A 16,394-nucleotide genomic window follows, 5' to 3' on the forward strand; every position below is an offset into this window, starting at 1 on the left:
TGAGGTGAGGCCATCGATCCGTTGCCTGGGCGTTGAGCTATTTGGCGCCGTGGTAGCCACCCAGATGTTTGATGGGTGACCACGCCGGAAGGATGCCAGGCAAGGACGGTGCAAGCGTGGCGTAATCCTGCGCACCGAACACCACCCTGCCGTCCATGACGGTCAAGACAGATGTCACGGACTTGATCTGGTCCTCCGGGATGGTGAAGTAATCCCTGTCCAGCAGCGCGAAATCCGCCAGGTTGCCCGGGGCAATCCTGCCCATCTCCGACTCGGTATTCATGAACCAGGCTGCGCCACTGGTGAAGAGCTTCAGCGCCTCGGCGCGCGACAGGCGATTGTCTTCGGCGAGGACTTCGGTGCCGGAGACCGACTTGCCTGAGACCATCCAACTGATACCGACCCACGGGTTGTAGGTGGCGGCCCGATACGCGTCGGTGCTCATGGCAAGTGGAATGCCGCTGTCGACCAACTGGCGCAGGCGCGGCGTCTGCAACGCCTTCTCAAGGCCGTGGGTCTTGATGAAACCATCGCCATGCAGCGCCATCTTGGGATCCAGCGCAACGCCGCCGCCCAGCGCCTTCACCCGGTGGATGTTTTCCGGGCTGATCGTCTCGGCATGCTCTAGGCTCCAGCGCAAGCCGTCGAGTGGAATCGTCTCGTTCATCGCCTCCAGCGCATCGAGGAACGGCGTGATGTTCTCGTTGTAGCTGATGTGCATGCGGAACGGGATGCGCCGTTGAACCAGCTTGGCCACGTTCTGGTCGACGTGTTGCCGCATGTGCTCGGGGTCGATGATCACCACCGGGCGATCGAAGTTCTCGTGATCGTGTACCTCGAGCTGCAGCACTTCGCCGGCGCCTCGATACACGTGACCATGCGCCAAGGTGGGATGCAGGTTGTGCCCGGGGCTGATGGGCGCGGTTTTCGTGATCGCTTCGATCTGCGCATCCACCATGTTGATGGGACTGCCGTCGCCGAACTGCATGTCGACGAAGGGCATGCGCACATTGAGACGGTTGCCGCGTGCGAGAACGTCGACGGTCGCCTGGGCGTTGGGGTAGCCCCTGTTGCCGGCATCGATGACCGAGGTAACACCAAAACGGTTCAGATCGTGGATGGAATGGACGAGCGCACTTACCTGCTCATCGAAAGTGGGCTGCGGAACTAGGGTTTCCATGGCAATGAAGGTGAAGGTGAAGCCGTGGACGACACCGGTGTAGTTGCCCTGCCCGTCCTTCTCGAATTCGGTGCCCGGCAGTTCGGGAAAGCGATCGGTCCCCACGCCGAACGCCGCCATCGCCTGATCGTTCATGACGGCGCGGTGTAGGCGTACTGCACGATCGCCGGGTGATCGGGCACGGCCTTACGCAGTTCTTCCACGGTTGGGAAGCGGTTTTCCTCGAACTGGTAGGGCGACCAGCCCCCAATCACCTTCACCCATTGCCCCTCGGGCGTGCGCGCGGCCTGTTCGCTCAGCATCTCCAGTGCGCGACGCAATGTCGGCACCCCGTCCCAGCGAACGTTGTAGGTGTAGCTGCTCTCGTTGAGCACGTGGGTGTGGGAATCGCTGATGCCGGGGAGCAACCTGCGACTGCCTGCATCGATCACACGGGTGCCGGAATCGCGCAGCTGCAGAATGTCGGCGTCGCCGCCGACGGAATAGATGCGGCCCTCCTTTACCGCGAGAGCCGACGCTTCGGCCTGCGCGGGATTTCCCGTGTGTATCTTCGCGTTGAACACGATCAGGTCCGCACCAGGTGGCTCTTGCGGGACCTGCGCCTGGACGCCGGAAGCGAACCAAACCGCCAGCAGCCCGATCAACACTCGCTCAATGATCATTTCGAATCCTCGCTTCCAGGAATGCATGAGCGCTCGCATGCCTCCGTGATCAGGTGTACATCTGCTAGTCCTGCAGGAGGACCGAAGCGATGCATTGGTGAGAATTCTGGCAAACAGTCATGAGCCTTGCGTTGCCAAACCTGCAGGGACCATGCTGATCTTGCGGTTTGGTGCTCTGCATCGAACACGATCCGGTACTCGTACAACGGTCGCCCTCCAGAGTTCCGGTTCATACCGACGCCGTCAGCTCGATGCAGCGATGAAGGTCGCCGCCAGCAGTGGCTGGATCTGCGCCATGGCGCACGTCTTCTCCGGGGTCGAACATCGCGATACCGCCGACGGACGCCTTGACCGGCACCTCGTTCTGCAACACGTCCCAATGCTCGGCCAGCTTTCCGCCCTCGATCCGGAAGAGGTCGACCACCACCTGCGGTACGTCCGCCCAGCCGCGAATGCGACCGTGGATGGCGACGAAGTCGCCTTCGGCCACCATCCGGCCGGGCTCGTAATGAACTTCCTGCGACATCTCGGCGACCAGCACCTGCAATGCGTTGCGCCCTTGGGGGATCGCGGGATTGTGCTGGATGTAATCCTCTGCGTAGAGGCGTTCGACCACCGACGCATCGTGACGCTGGAACAGTGCCGTCATCGCCTCTAGAACCAGCGCCTTGTTGCGCTGGGGGCGATCATCGAAGAGGACATCCGCAGGTCGGGTGATCGTGAACCTACCGGTCGACCGCAGGAACCGACCATCAGGCAGGGTCGCGCACGAATGGCTCAAGCCGCAGTCGTAGTCATGGACCGTGGCGACGGTGGCGCCGTGCTCCTCCTGCCAGCTGACGGCAAAGAGGCTGTTGCCAAGGGGTACGACGTGAATGTCGACCACCTCGGTCCGCGCGAACGGCCCCTCCTTGATCTCGAACTTCAGTTGCGTCGTGGACAGCAACGTCACCGTGGCTCGAAACTCCGGATAGGCGATATCCATTTCCATTCCAACGGGAAAACGTTCAATCGACATCGTGGTGTCTCCGTTCGGCAAGCCCGTCATCCGCGCCCGGATCAGCCTGCGCTCTTCTGCACAGGCGTGTTGAGCAGTTGCTGCTCCCACAGGTAGGCGATGCCGCTACCGGCCGCATGCTGCACCAGCACCTCTATCAACTCGGCGGCGTGCTCAGTCCGCGCCCAATCGCGCTGCCATTCGGACGCGACGGCCAGCCAGGTCATCACGTTCGCGCCGGCCGCGACCATGCGTTGGATGGCCACCTCATGCGCCTCGATCGATGTGCCGCCGGACGCGTCGGTCACCACCGTGACGTCCCAGCCTTCACCGAGCGCCTGGATCGTCGGCATAGCGACGCAGATCTCGGTCCACAGGCCGGCGATGATCAATTGTTTGCGGCCGGTCGCCTTGACCGCGTCCACCACCTTACTGTCTTCCCAGGTGTTGATGAACGTCCGGTCGATCACTTCCTGATCCGGAAACACGTTCGTGATCTGCGGGAAGATGTAGCCGCCACGGTCCTGGACCACGCTGGTCAGGATGGTGGGCACGTTGAACACCTTGGCAGCCTTCGCCAGCCCGGTAGCATTGTTGACCGCCATGTGCGGATCGTGGCTGTTGAGGTTCGAGAGCTGGTAAGGCTGGTGGTCAATCAACACCAGAACGCTGTCCTCGGGACGAAGCAGGGCATCGAGGCCGTTTTTGGCTGGCTTGGACATGGAAAACTCCTTGGATGAGCGGCGTGTCAGGCCGCAAGGTGATCGAGGAAGACGGTGAGGGAGTGGATGCGGCCGCCCTTGAAATTGGCGATATCCGTTCCGGCGGCTACGGCGGGGCCACCCGGTGGACCGGCACGCCACTGCAGACGGCCTATGCCGTGATGGCCGGTGGCTGGACGGATCGCGGTGAAATCGAAGTTGGAGGGCAGGCTGGCGTGCAACGCGATGACGGCATCGCGGATCGCGATATGCCCCCTGGCGCTGGCGTGGGGCTCGTTTAGCACTGCGTCTTCGGCGTAAAGCTCACGAATTGCCCCGAGACGCCGCCCCGCGTCGCGCTCGCCGAACACGCGGGTGAGGTTTGCCTGCATTAGGCCGTCGTAGTCGATGGCGGCGTCGGATGAGATCGACATGCGGTGGCTCCGTGGGCGAGGAGACAGCTTGGCGCCGAGATTGGCGCTCGATAAGGCGGTGATGGTCGGAATCAGCTTCAACGATTCATTTAAGATCGACCAATGGAGACGCTTGCCAACTTGGAGTCCTTCATCCGCAGCGCCGAATGCCGCGGCTTCTCCGCGGCTGCCCGGCGGCTGGGGCTGACCCCGGCCGCGGTCAGCCGCAACGTGGCAACCCTCGAAAGCAACTTGGGCGTGCGCCTGTTCCAGCGCAGCACCCGAAGCCTGACCCTCACCGAAGACGGCGAGCGCTTCCTGGCTTCAGTGGTGGGCGGCGTGGAATCAATCCAGTCCGCGATAGCCGCCGTGGCCACCCAATCCGGCAAGCCGGCTGGCGTGCTGAGGGTCAGCATGGCGCTCGGCTTCGGCTTGGACTACATCTTGCCGATGCTGCCGTCATTCATGCAGCGCTATCCTGACGTGGTGCCGGACTGGAGTTTCGAGAATCGGCCGGTCGACCTGATTGCCGAGGGCTTCGACGCTGCGATCGGCGGAGGCATGGAGTTGGCGGCCGGCGTGGTGGCCCGGCAACTGGCGCCGCTGCAGATCATCGCCGTCGCCTCACCGCACTATCTGCAAAATCGGCCATTGCCGCAGCACCCCAATGATCTCGCGACGCTGGATGGCATCGCCATGCGTTCGGCGCACAGTGGTCGCGTGCGGGTGTGGAAGATGCGCCATCGTGATGGCGTTGAAGCGGTGCTGGAACAGAAGGTGCGCATCGTGGCCAACGACGCCGAAGCGCAATGCCGCGTCGCGTTGATGGGCCTAGGCGTTGGGCTGATCGCCGTGCCGTTCGTACTGCCATATTTGCAAAGCGGGAAACTGCAGCGTGTGCTGCCCGACTGGCATACGGACCTGGGCGCGATCTCGCTCTACTTCGGCAGCAAGAAGCTGCTGCCGGCCAAGACCCGCGTGTTTATCGACCATGTCACTGACGCGTTCCGCGAGCAGGATCTGGCGCGGCGATTTTCGGCGAACGGGTGATGCGCAGCGCGTCGCTGCTTTGACAGAAGAGTCGAGCGTTTTTCATTTGGCCCCTCCTAGGCCTGGCCGAGCCGATGGGGAGTCGGCGCGGGTCGCGAAACGGCGGCAGAGCGTCGCGACAGTCGTCCTCCCTGGACTCCCGGTTCATACCGAGGTGGACCACTCGCTACAGCAATCGAGGCGGTTGACGGGCCCAGCCGCGTAGTGACACTCGAATCCGTGTGCGCGGCACCTCAAAGGGCCTGAGGCGTGGCTTCCGGCAACTTTGCGACTACCTTGATTTCGAAGTGGAAGCCGTACAGCCACGTCACGCCGACTCCGGTGAGCGTTGGATGCGGGGCATCTCCCCAGAACTCCGGCACGATCTTCCACGCCCGCTCGAAGTTCCGGCTTCGGCCAGGATGGCATTGAGGTTGTGGAAGGCCAGGCGGACCTGTTCCTCGAAGTCCAGCTCAGGTGAGCCGTCTTCGCGACTGCCCACCTGTCCGGACACGAACAGGAAGCCATTGGAGCGCACGGCCGGCGAATAGCGATTGCGCTCGTACAGGGCACGGCGGCCGGGGGGAAAGACGACGTCACGAGTGGCCATGGGTATCTCCTAGCAAAGCCAATAGATTTGGTGGTAGTCGTCACTCTAGGCTGCGGCAGGGGCCGGATAAATACCCCGAACTAGGGATGACTGTGCAAGAGGCGGGTTTCTCAATACAGCCGATGCACACGCTTGTGGTTGCCATCGAAGCCTTCGCGCTCGACCAGGATATGCAGCCGACGAGATAGCCAAAGCGCCGGCGTTCGCCGGCCGCTAGACCAACCGGGCCTGAAGAGAGCCAAAGCGCGGTAGCCGCTGGGCAGCCACATGTCGTTTCATGGCCGCAAACGCGAGCGATCTTGTGCCCCGCGGGCGCCCAAGCCCCGGCTCGCCGGAGCACCACCCCCGAAAGCCCCCTTTTCGGGGAGTGTTCTCTGCCTCCCCTGCTGGATGCGCACCGTTTGCGGCAAGCGCATTGTTGGTTGGAGCAAGCGATTTGCCACCATTAATGGAACAATAGATCATTATTTATGCGATTGAATCCATCCTTGAGGCCACCCAATCTATCGCGACGCCATCAGCCTCTGCACTCAACTATTCTCAAAGGAGCGTCCCCAATGAAAGACCTCTCTACCCTTGCCGGCCGAGCCGGACTGTCCTTGATCTTCATCCTGTCCGGCATCGCCAAGCTGGGCGCCGGGTATGTCGCCACCCAGGGCTACATGGAAGCCATGGGGGTACCGGGCACCCTGCTGCCGGCCGTCATCGCCATCGAAATCGTGGGCGGCGTTGCCATCTTGTTGGGCGGCTTCACCCGGTGGGCTGCCATGGGACTGGCTGTGTTCTCCATCGCCAGCGCATTGCTATTCCACTTCCAACTGGGCGACCAAAGCGAGTTCATCAACTTCATGAAGAACATCGCCATCGCCGGCGGCTTCCTGGTCCTGGTCTCCCAAGGCTCGGGCACGATCAGCATCGACGGCTGGCTGGCCTCGCGCCGAGCCAAGGGCGGTGCCCTGTGATCGGATTGCGCCCCGCCAACGAACGCGGCCATGCCAACCATGGTTGGCTCGACTCCTGGCACAGCTTTTCATTTGCTGGATACAACGACCCGCAGCATGTTCACTGGGGTCCACTGAGGGTCATCAACGAGGACCGCGTCGCGGCCGGTCAGGGCTTCGGTACGCACAGCCACCGCGACATGGAGATCATTAGCTACGTCCTGGAGGGATCGCTGGGCCACAAGGACTCGATGGGGAATGCCGAGAGCATCGTCCCGGGAGAGGTCCAGCGCTTGAGCGCCGGCACCGGCATTACTCATTCGGAATTCAACCACAGCACCACCGGCACGACTCATTTCCTGCAGATATGGATCGTTCCCGCGATCATGGGCGTTACGCCTGGCTATGCACAGAAGCACTTCGACGCCAATGAAAAGCGTGGCCGGTTGCGGCTAGTGGTCAGCCCTGACGGCAACGAGGGCTCTGTCGCCATCAACCAGGATGCGCGGATGTACGCCGGGCTGTTCAACGGCGATGAGGAGGCACAACTCCCCTTGGCCCCGGGGCGCCTCGGCTACGTTCACGTGGTCAAGGGACGGGTGGTCGTCAACGGCATGTCGCTGGGTGGTGGTGACGCACTGCGCTACAAGGACGAGTCCCTCGTCAGCATCGAAAGCGGCAGCGACGCAGAAGTGCTGGTTTTCGACCTTCCACCACTGACGTGAACCCTGCAGCCGGCGTCATCGCGGCGATCGTGGCCATGCTGCTGGTGGCGGGATGCGTCTCGGTGCCTTCGGCAACCGGGTCACGAGCAAGTGCGCTCTGCCAGCCGCTTGGTGAGTGCACGGAAAACGAATCCGAGAGGCGATGGCAGGCTGCAGTGGACGCAGAGCATTTGGCCACGAGGGCGCGAAGCGATCGACTTGCCGCGCCGCACTGGTTGGCTTGCAGTGAAGATGCTTATCCTGGATGGCACGAGGAAGCGCCGGAAAGGGTGGCACCGGCTGCGGCGCTCGCCACGCGTTGCACGGAAGCGTTGTTGCGAATTGAAGCCCGTCGCCCTGGGAGGATCTGGACCCCCGGTTTGGGCAGTATTGCAGGCCGACCGGCAAGTACTGAACTGCGTGGGTGGAACTCGCCACCGCTAGGTCCATTCAGTGTCGCCCTTTCCAGCTCCATCTCAATGAAGGCGCTCGGCGGCCGACGACACGGAAGAGAGGGGTTTGGCGTTTCGATGGCATTGATCTGGCCACGCTGCGTGGATGCCGACTACTGCCAGCTATTCCCGCCAGAAGGCATGTTTCGCGAGGCTACCGCCTGGATCGAACCCGGTGATGGAAGGGCCCGGGTGGTATTGACGAACCCCAGGCAGACCGCCTCTATCGTGTTTGGCGGTACTGCGCTGACGCTGTCACGGGACACATCGGCGGCGTACGCCAACGGTATAGCGACTTCCAAGCTGCCGCGCCTTGCATGGCTGGGCCTGCTCGGCGGCCGTGAGGTCGGGCGTCGGTCGGGTGTGTACCTGCTCGAGGATTATGTCTCCGATAAGCGACCTGTGGTGATGATCCACGGCTTGGGAAGCAGCCCCCTGGTGTGGGCGCGTCTTAGCAATGCCATCTGGGGTGACCCGGAACTGGCTTCGCACTACCAGGTCTGGCACGTGGTGTACCAGACCAATGCGCCCCTGCTGATCACGCGGCTAAGGGTTCAGAACATGCTGGATCGAGCGTGGGAAATTCTCGACCCGGAAGACGATGACGTTGCGCGGGATCACATGGTGTTGGTGGGGCACAGCATGGGAGGCGTACTGTCACGATTGCTGGTTTCCGACAGCGGCGACGTCTTGTGGAATGCGGCATTCAAGGTAGTGCCGGAAGCCATCAAGGCGTCCGCGCATGACCTGTCGCTGGTGCGCGGCATCTTCCAGTTCGAGAGTTATCCGGGCATCACGCGGGCGATTTTTCTGGCGGCGCCGCACCGAGGAGCGCCTGCGGCGGCAAGCTGGTGGGGCCGGTTATCGCAGGTACTTGTAGGTCGACGAGCGCAGGAGATGCGCTCACTGCAAAAGGTAGCCTCGCGGCAGCCACACTCGGTGGTGGACGGTGTGAGACAGTCGTATCTGCAGGCCAGGCTGAACAGCATTTCCACGCTCCAGACCTTCCAGCCGGTCAGGGCGGCCAGCGAGTCGCTCTTGCCGATCAAAGGCGTGCGGTACCACAGCATCGTCGCAGTAAAGCCTGGATCCCACCCGCCAGGCGATGGCGCGGTTCCGGTATCCAGCGCCGAACTGGAAGGAGCCACCTCTACCACCTATGTCCAAGGCGGCCACGGACTGCCAATGAACGACGATGCGGTGGCCGACGTGCTCCGGATCCTGCGCGAGTCGCTGCACGAGCGTCCTGGCTCCGATCCTACGGGACCAAGGTGACGCTGCGTGCCAGCCGGGCGCTATGCTTGTCTCGCCCATCATCGCTGGACACGGGTGGTGAAATGTCGCACCAGAAGTCTCCAAGGTCGCACTGGCCAAGCTATTGGCGGGCAGCTGCCGGGACACTCCGGGCGCTGGGCCTGACGCTGCTCCTGCTGAGCTGGTCGCCGACTGTCCTGGCCAATGATGATCGTGACCTCGCTGACTTCGACCACACCCGCTGGACATCACGGGATGGGTTTCCCGGACAGGTTACTGCGCTTGCCCAGACCTCCGACGGCTACCTCTGGCTCGCCACTGGCCAATCACTGTATCGCTTTGATGGCGTGGCGCTGGAGCACTACCGGCCGTCTGACGGTCGACATCTTCCAAGGGTTTCGGCACTTGCGGCACACTCGGACGGATCGCTTTGGGTGGGCTTGCGGCACGGACTGGCGCGATTGAGGGATGGAGCTGTCACTACATTTGGCACCGCGCAAGGGGTACCTCCCGGCATTCCGTACGACATCAAAGTGGACGCAAACGGGACAGTGCATGCAGCGGTCGGGGACTTTTTGATTTCCGGTGGCGAGGAAGGCTGGCGCACCCTGGCGCTGGAAGGCAGCGGCGGCAATCCGCGCGTTCGAAGCATCTTCATTGACCGCGAAGGCGGCACCTGGGTCGGAGGCGCGCGCTTGTGGCACCGTCCACGGGGACGTTCGCAGTTCACCGTCTTGGCGGATGCGGTCCGAGGCGTCACTGCGATCGCGCAAGCGGCAGACGGTCGGATATGGGTGGCGCAATCTGAGCCAGCCCGCATCGGCCCGGTCGCACTTGACGGAGTCGTCCTGGATGCGGGTCACGAGCTCCAGTACCTGTCGTCTGCCATCACCTTCGACCACGATGGTGGGCTCTGGGCAGGCACGCTGGGAGACGGGGTTCGCTATGCCCCAGCGCCCACTATTCCCGGCACCCTTCGCTCCGCGGGTTTCGCAGGTCCGGATGGTTTGAGCGGTGAGTTCGTAGGCGCCGTACTCACCGATCGCGAGGGGAACCTGTGGTTCGGCACCAACGTCGGGCTCGACCGCTTTCGCCAGTTGGATCTCGTCAAGGTCGGATTCCCGAGTGGCGCGCACAACTTTGCTCTGGCCACCGATGCGGAAGGCGCGATCTGGGCGGGCTCGATCAACCGGCACGCAGTCCGGCTTGCAGGCGGTAGCTTGGCTGAATCCTCCGTTCCTCCGCCGGTGACAGTCGCCCAGCGCAGCCGGGACGGTGGCGTGTGGCTGGCGGGCCCGCATGGCATCTGGAAGAGCCAGGGCGAGCGGGTGGCGCGACAGCTGGACCTTCCAGACGATATTGCAGCGACCGCCAACATCCGCGCGCTGGTCGAGGACGGTGACGGCAATCTCTGGGCCTCGATAAATGGCCACGGACTTTACCGCTGGCGCGGTGGAGCGTGGCAATTGATTCCCCCGCATGGGCGCTTACCATCGCAACGCTTGCCCGTCCGCGCCCTGGTCGATCGCGACGGATCACCCTGGTTCGGCTACCGCGACAACCTTCTCGTCAACGTGAGGGCCGGGCGCGTTAGAGCCTGGGGGCCTGAGGAAGGGCTGGACGTCGGGCACGTCACGGCAATGCTGTTTACCGGGGCGCACCGATGGATCGGCGGGACACTCGGCCTCAGTCATTTCGATGGCCGGAACTTCGTCCCGATGAGACTGGCAGATGGTTTCCGCATCAGCGGCCTGCACGGACTGGTGGAGACGGTGACGGGCGAGTTGTGGCTGCATGGAAATGACGGCGTGCTGCGAATCGATGCCCAACAGATCAAGCAATTCCTCAAAGACCCGACCTATCGCGTACGCCCGAAACGGTTGGGACCGCTCGAGCACCTTGCAGACGACACCATGCAGCTTCGCCCACTGCCGACCACGGTGGCGGGCGACGACGGGTATGTCTGGATAGCCACAAGCGATGGCGTGCGTCGCGTCGATCCGCGGCAGTTGGCCGACAGTGAGGCAGCACCCAGCGCCCATATAGTTTCGATACGGGGCGACGATCGTCCGCTCCAGTCCATGACCAGTGCGACCTTTCCGCCAATGACCCGAAGTATCGGCATTGCCTATACAGCCACTGGCCTCAAGTATCCCGAGACCCTCAGGTTCCGCTATCGGCTGGCCGGTCATGAGCAGGAATGGCATAAGTCAGGCACAGCGCGCGAGGCGAGCTATCTCGGTTTATCACCCGGAAAATACGTTTTTGAACTGGCCGCCGCGTACGGCGACGGACCTTGGGGCCAACCCGCCACAGCAACCTTCATGATGGCGCCTGCGCTGCATCAGACGAAGGCATTCATGCTGCTCTGCGCAGCCGTTGCCGGGCTAATGCTATGGCTGGCCCACAAGCTGAGAGTGCGGCGACTGGCAATGACGCTGAGGGGGCGTCTGGAGGAGCGTCACCACGAGCGGGAGCGCATTGCGCGAGAACTGCACGACACGCTGCTGCAAAGCGTCCAGGGTCTGATTCTCCGCTTCCAGGCGGCGTCCGATAGTCTCCCCCAGGATCAGCCGGCCCGACAAGCCATTGAATCGGCGCTGGACCAGGCAGACCAGGTAATGGTTGAGGGCCGCGATCGCGTTCGCGACCTTCGGGTCCAGGAGCCGCAACCTGGTGAGCTGCTGGAGGCGCTGGCGGCTGAAGGGCAGGAACTGGCTGACGAGCATCAAATCCGTTTTCGTGCAGTAAGCCAAGGACAGGTCGGGCAAGTGCCCGGTGATGTCCAGGAGGAGCTGTTCCGCATTGCGCGCGAAGCGCTACTCAACGCATTCCGTCACGCAAAGGCGAATCAAGTCGAACTGGAGATCGACGGTAATCGTGACGGTGTGCGGCTGCGCATCCGGGATGATGGGAAAGGCATGCCCGCGACCGTGATCCAGCGCCAAGGACGGCATGGCCATTGGGGTCTTGCGGGCATGCACGAGCGAGCCGAGAGGATCGGCGCAAAATTCGATGTATGGAGCCGGGAGGGTTCGGGGACCGAAGTCGAGGTCTATCTCCCGTTGCGCCCGCATTCCGCCCGCATCAGTCCCCAAGCCGGCTGGCGTGCCCTTTTCAGACCTTGGCGTTAGCCCAAGGCTTGCAGCGGGCCAGTGCTTAGGCTTCCTCTTCAGTCGATGATCCCGCGCTTGAGCCCTATGGTCACGGCGTGAGTGCGGTCATTCGCCGACAACTTCCCCATGATGTTCTTCATGTGCGCCTTCACCGTCTCCTCGGCTATGCCGAGCTTGCTCGCAACGACCTTGTTCGCCATGCCCTGGGCGACGCAACGCAACACTTCGATTTCCCGCTGGCTCAAGGCCTCCTGAACCAAATTCTCGGCGATCTGAGCAGCCACCTCGGCGGGTACGAACTTCTTGCCCGAATGGACGATCCTGATGGCATTGAGCAGCTCCTTCCGCAGCGAACTTTTCAGCAAGAAACCCGACGCGCCGGCCTTCATGGCCCTTACTGCCTGTGCATCGCCCGGATAGGTCGTCAGAACGATGACGCGCGCGGCCGGGGATCCCTTGCGGATCTCGGCAATCGCTTCCACCCCATTCATGCCCGGCATCTGCAGGTCCATGAGCGTGATGTCGGGATGCAGGCGACGAAACATCTCCACGGCCTGCTCGCCATCGGTCGCCTCCCCCAATATAACCATGTCGGGTTGAGCGTCGATCAATGCAGCGATTCCGTCCCGCAACAGGGGGTGGTCATCCACTGCAAGGATGCTGATCTTGGCCGGCCCTTCGCTCATCGCCTAGATCTCCCCGCCTATCTGGCCGCACCGGCCCTGTAAAAAGCACGATTCGATGATGCCAGATTTGCGTTAAGCGCTTCGCGCCTCCCCCTAATGTGGGAGTCCTCGACAGAACCAATGGGTGTGAAGCAAGTCACGTCCGGGCGCGAGCATGGTCGCACCCCATCGGAAGTGACCAGCATGCCTGCCCACCCGACCAGTCCGGCGCACCGACCCTCTCCAGAGCGAACGTCATCACAGCCACGGCCACTTGGAACTACGAGCTCGCGGCAACCCTGCAGCCGAAGCGTGCGCCCGCTCTGTGATCGCTCCTGGCAAGCCGTCGAGCGTTACCTCGACATGAATCCCGGAAGCTCCGTTTGTCTCGAGGAAATGGCTCGAGCCGCCTGCGCCAGCCCGTACCATTTCGCTCGCAGGTTCCGCCAGCGCACAGGCAAGAGTCCGATGGAATACGTCATGGGGAAACGAATAGAGAGTGCAAAGAATGCGCTCGCGGGCGACAGCTCCCGGATTTGTGCCCTGGCGCAAGACCTCGGGTTCAGCGATCAGAGTCATTTCTGCCGGACATTCTCAAGATACGTCGGTGTGACGCCGCGCGCGTTTCGGCTGCAGATGCACGGCCATCCCCTGAAAGAGTGATCGGGACGCACCCCCTGCGTGGATGGGTCGAACGCCTTCCCGAGCCGCATCCTCACCAAACATGCAACGACTCTTCTCCATGTTCCCCCGAGGCGGCCCAGGCGCCGGCCTCTTACTCCTACGGGTATCCGTAGCGGCATCCATCTACTTCCCGGGGGCAGGCGAGCCCCATTGGGCGGTTTCAGCACTGCTGCTGGTGGTGGCAACGGGATTTCTGGCAGGCATCGCGACACCTGTTCTCTGCCTGGCCAGCATCGCGCTGATGCTGGCGCTGTTCTGGATGGACGTTCGCCTGTCCGGCCTCGCCTCAGCAGCTTTGAGCCTGCAGTCGATTGCGTTGTTACTGCTTGGCCCGGGCGCCTACTCCGTCGACGCTCGACTGTATGGGCGGCGGATCGTGGAAGTAGAGCGACGCAGATAAAGCCGCAAGTGGGGACAACTGCGAAATGCAAGCTCGTACCAATGTGCAATTCCTTGGCGACAAGCATCGGTTCAATAGGAGACGAAGACCAGCACGCTCCCTGAGACGCACGCACACGAAAACCCATGGAACAGGAGACAAGCATGGCCACAAGAGCATCCGACGCAGTGAACGCCTCCCGCAGGCAGCTGCTCGCCAGCGGCGCGGCCATAGCCGCGGTCGCTGCACTTGACGAGGCGCAGGAGCGCGCGGTCCAGCGCATGGTCCAGGCTGGGGCGCAACCGGTCACGGGCGTGCAGTACATACTTGAGCCGCCACGGGACTGGGCAAGGGGGAGACCTACGACCTCACGACCGGTATCGCTTCCTATGGTCTTGGCATCCTGTACGCCAAGTCCATGTTCGGCGCCTCCGAAGGCGGGCGCTGATCCCGCCACCCATCACTTCACGCTTGCGGGATCGGGCGGCCACGCAATTTCCCCGGCAAGGAGGATGTTGTGAAGATGTACTTGATCGCGCTCGGCGCGGGACTTCTCGTCGGTGTCATCTACGGCCTGCTGAATGTGCGCTCTCCAGCGCCCCCGATAGTGGCACTGGTGGGGCTGCTGGGAATCCTGCTCGGCGAGCAGGTGGTGCCCTTGGCCAAGCGCCTGTCAGCGGGCCATACGTTGACGGCGAACCTTCTGCGTGAGCAGTCCGCCAATCACGTCCTGGGCGAACTGCCCGGTTGCGAAAAACCTGCCGGCAATCGCAACGTCCATCTGGACGGTTAGTCACCTGCACCGCGCGAATCATTGCTAAACCACGGAGTCACGTGATGGCCGGGCCCCCTCCCCTGACCTCATTCTGACCAACGACTGCGCCCTCGCATATGGATATCCCCCATGACCACCAGCACCGCATTCATGAACCATCGAGCGATCGTTCTGTACGTCGTGCTGGCACTGGGCGTGAGTTGGGGCCTGCAGATTCCCGCCATCCTGCTGTTCGGCTTGGACAGCAGGGTCACCGTGATTGTGTTCGTGTGCGTCATGTGGTCGCCGACGGTTCTCGCTCTCGTCTTCATGGTGCGTCACCCGGCCGTGCGCGCACGGGTGCTGTGGCGGCTTGGCAGGCTTGGTTACCTGCCCCTTGGCATCGTGGTGCAGGTGGCGATCGGATTCGGCGTCGTAGGCATCCTGGTCGCGGCGGGCTTGGCAAGCTCAGGCTGGTTCGATTTCCAGGCACGCGGCATCACTGTCTCGGGCGGGCCTTGGTTGCTGGGGCATGGCGTGCAGGGCTGGCCCCTGTTTGTCCTGAATATCCTGGCGACCAGTGCCGCGTACTCAGTCCTGAACCTGGTCGCCGCGACCGGTGAGGAGTTCGCATGGCGCGGGTTCCTGCAAGGCCGACTCACCGACTGGTTCAGCGTCCTACCCGGCATTCTGGTCCTCGCGGGCATCTGGTGGGCGTGGCACCTGCCCGGCCTACTGATGGGCTATAACTTCCCGGACCACCCGTATATCGGCGCCTTCGTGCTGTTTCCCCTACAGATGATTGGCGCGTCGCTGTTCCTAGGTTGGCTCACCATCCGCGCGGGCAGCTTCTGGCCGGCAGCGCTCGCGCATGGCGCGGTGAACTCGGTACAACAGGGGCTGATCGACAACCTGCAACTGGCCGTCTCCCAGCTCCAGGTGGACGTGCTGCGAACCGTCTTGATCCTCGCGGTCGGTGTGATGGCAGGCTTCGCACTCTGGCGGGAGCGACCGCTGTCCACAACTACCGGCATGCAACCCAACAAGAGATGAGGACCCCACATGTCATCACTGCACAAGACGATATTGGAACAGGCCAATGCCGCCATCAGAGCAGGCGACATCGAAGGCTTCCTAAAGCACTGCACGGAAGACCTGCAGTGGACGGCGATGGGAGAACCGACATTGCGGGGCAAGGAGGCCGTGCGCCAGTGGATGGTGCGCGAGTATCAGACCCCGCCACGCTTTTCCCTTCATCGGCTCATCGCCGAGGACGATACGGTCGTCGCCATCGGCAGCATCACTACCGAAGATCCCGAGGGAAGGCATGTGGAAAGCGCCTATTGCGACGTCTGGCGCTTCGTCGATGGAAGGATGGCCGAGCTTCAGGCCTTTGTCATCGATGTGACTGCGAATGCGCCCTCCTGAGGACGCCCCGTAAACGGGGGGCACAGTGGAGCGCGCCGGTTTTCCACAGACGGGTTGTTAGGGTACAGATGCGTTCGCCAGGTAGTCCTTTTCTGCCTGCGCGGATGGGCGGTAGTTGAGCGAGGAGTGCATCCGCTTGCGGTTGTAAAAGATCTCCATCTACTCGTAGACCGCTTGCCTGCAGAGGTCTCGTGTTGCGTAGCTCGCGCCTTCCAGTGAGCTCAAGCTTAAGCGTGGCGAAGAAGTTCTCGGCCATCGCGTTTTCGGGCAGGGGATGCTGGGCCGGCTCATGCTGAGGTCGCTGCCGGCATTGTTCCGCTTTTGCACGGCGGTTTCAACCGGTCAGTGCAACAGCTTGTTGATATCGCTCGATCGGTGTCTCGTAACCCAAGGTCTTGCGTGGTCGCTCATTCAAGCGTCTGGCC

Annotated in this window: 14 protein-coding genes and 4 pseudogenes; 11 read left to right on the top strand and 7 right to left on the bottom strand. The window is 62.7% G+C overall.

The features are described from left to right. Positions 1–37: 37 nt before the first annotated feature. The 4 genes and pseudogenes from ACJQWM_RS11690 to ACJQWM_RS11705 all read right to left on the bottom strand — a co-directional run bounded on the left by ACJQWM_RS11690 (position 38) and on the right by ACJQWM_RS11705 (position 4,055). Positions 38–1,881 (bottom strand): annotated as a pseudogene (locus ACJQWM_RS11690) (amidohydrolase). A 190-nt stretch (positions 1,882–2,071) separates the two neighbouring features. Then, positions 2,072–2,860, bottom strand: a complete 789-nt coding sequence (locus tag ACJQWM_RS11695) for a nuclear transport factor 2 family protein (protein WP_332703451.1) — start codon at positions 2,858–2,860, stop codon at positions 2,072–2,074. A gap of 41 nt (positions 2,861–2,901) precedes the next feature. Continuing rightward, entirely contained in the window at positions 2,902–3,561 is a 660-nt protein-coding gene (locus ACJQWM_RS11700; RefSeq protein WP_332703449.1) for a hydrolase, read from the bottom strand. Between the two features lie 26 nt (positions 3,562–3,587). Beyond that, positions 3,588–4,055 (bottom strand): nuclear transport factor 2 family protein, encoded by a 468-nt coding sequence (locus ACJQWM_RS11705; protein ID WP_332703447.1) that lies wholly within the window; start codon positions 4,053–4,055, stop codon positions 3,588–3,590. A gap of 21 nt (positions 4,056–4,076) precedes the next feature. Here ACJQWM_RS11705 and ACJQWM_RS11710 point away from each other — a divergent pair, with 21 nt between their 5' ends. Next, complete coding sequence (locus tag ACJQWM_RS11710) at positions 4,077–5,003, top strand: LysR family transcriptional regulator (RefSeq protein WP_332703445.1); 927 nt, start codon at positions 4,077–4,079, stop codon at positions 5,001–5,003. A gap of 233 nt (positions 5,004–5,236) precedes the next feature. On the opposite strand, the pseudogene ACJQWM_RS11715 reads toward ACJQWM_RS11710, so the two are convergent. Both ACJQWM_RS11715 and ACJQWM_RS11720 read right to left on the bottom strand, forming a co-directional pair. Further along, positions 5,237–5,592, bottom strand: a pseudogene (locus tag ACJQWM_RS11715) (Rid family hydrolase). Positions 5,593–5,705: 113 nt separating this feature from the next. Then, a pseudogene (locus ACJQWM_RS11720) lies at positions 5,706–5,803 on the bottom strand (IS3 family transposase); the annotation flags it as partial. A gap of 346 nt (positions 5,804–6,149) precedes the next feature. Here ACJQWM_RS11720 and ACJQWM_RS11725 point away from each other — a divergent pair. From ACJQWM_RS11725 to ACJQWM_RS11740, 4 genes are all read left to right on the top strand, one after another. Continuing rightward, complete coding sequence (locus ACJQWM_RS11725) at positions 6,150–6,554, top strand: DoxX family protein (RefSeq protein ID WP_332703444.1); 405 nt, start codon at positions 6,150–6,152, stop codon at positions 6,552–6,554. Beyond that, positions 6,551–7,258, top strand: a complete 708-nt coding sequence (locus tag ACJQWM_RS11730; RefSeq protein ID WP_332703442.1) for a pirin family protein — start codon at positions 6,551–6,553, stop codon at positions 7,256–7,258. The genes ACJQWM_RS11725 and ACJQWM_RS11730 overlap by 4 nt, the downstream gene beginning before the upstream one ends. Positions 7,259–7,767: 509 nt before the next feature. After that, the gene (locus ACJQWM_RS11735; RefSeq protein ID WP_332703440.1) at positions 7,768–8,964 is read left to right on the top strand and encodes an esterase/lipase family protein; all 1,197 of its coding nucleotides are present in this window, start codon (positions 7,768–7,770) and stop codon (positions 8,962–8,964) included. Between the two features lie 62 nt (positions 8,965–9,026). Further along, on the top strand, positions 9,027–12,077 hold the full coding sequence (locus ACJQWM_RS11740) for a sensor histidine kinase (RefSeq protein ID WP_332703438.1): 3,051 nt from the start codon (positions 9,027–9,029) through the stop codon (positions 12,075–12,077). A 38-nt stretch (positions 12,078–12,115) separates the two neighbouring features. Here the strand turns inward: ACJQWM_RS11740 and ACJQWM_RS11745 are convergent, their stop codons facing one another. Next, entirely contained in the window at positions 12,116–12,745 is a 630-nt protein-coding gene (locus ACJQWM_RS11745; protein WP_332703436.1) for a response regulator, read from the bottom strand. A gap of 375 nt (positions 12,746–13,120) precedes the next feature. Here ACJQWM_RS11745 and ACJQWM_RS11750 point away from each other — a divergent pair, with 375 nt between their 5' ends. From ACJQWM_RS11750 to ACJQWM_RS11775, 6 genes and pseudogenes are all read left to right on the top strand, one after another. Beyond that, the gene (locus ACJQWM_RS11750) at positions 13,121–13,387 is read left to right on the top strand and encodes a helix-turn-helix transcriptional regulator (protein WP_411306852.1); all 267 of its coding nucleotides are present in this window, start codon (positions 13,121–13,123) and stop codon (positions 13,385–13,387) included. A gap of 61 nt (positions 13,388–13,448) precedes the next feature. Next, the gene (locus tag ACJQWM_RS11755) at positions 13,449–13,808 is read left to right on the top strand and encodes a hypothetical protein (RefSeq protein ID WP_332703435.1); all 360 of its coding nucleotides are present in this window, start codon (positions 13,449–13,451) and stop codon (positions 13,806–13,808) included. Positions 13,809–14,038: 230 nt separating this feature from the next. Further along, positions 14,039–14,235: pseudogene (locus ACJQWM_RS11760) on the top strand (hydrolase); the annotation flags it as partial. 69 nt (positions 14,236–14,304) lie between these two features. Next, positions 14,305–14,580, top strand: coding sequence for a DUF1427 family protein (locus ACJQWM_RS11765; protein WP_411306850.1), 276 nt, complete (start codon positions 14,305–14,307; stop codon positions 14,578–14,580). A gap of 111 nt (positions 14,581–14,691) precedes the next feature. Next, complete coding sequence (locus ACJQWM_RS11770) at positions 14,692–15,594, top strand: CPBP family intramembrane glutamic endopeptidase (protein ID WP_332703433.1); 903 nt, start codon at positions 14,692–14,694, stop codon at positions 15,592–15,594. Positions 15,595–15,603: 9 nt separating this feature from the next. Continuing rightward, a complete protein-coding gene (locus tag ACJQWM_RS11775) occupies positions 15,604–15,969 on the top strand; it encodes a nuclear transport factor 2 family protein (RefSeq protein WP_332703431.1) in 366 nt (121 codons plus the stop codon). Positions 15,970–16,394: the final 425 nt, after the last annotated feature.

This window comes from Novilysobacter longmucuonensis, from assembly GCF_046600735.1.
Taxonomy (GTDB): domain Bacteria; phylum Pseudomonadota; class Gammaproteobacteria; order Xanthomonadales; family Xanthomonadaceae; genus Novilysobacter_A; species Novilysobacter_A longmucuonensis.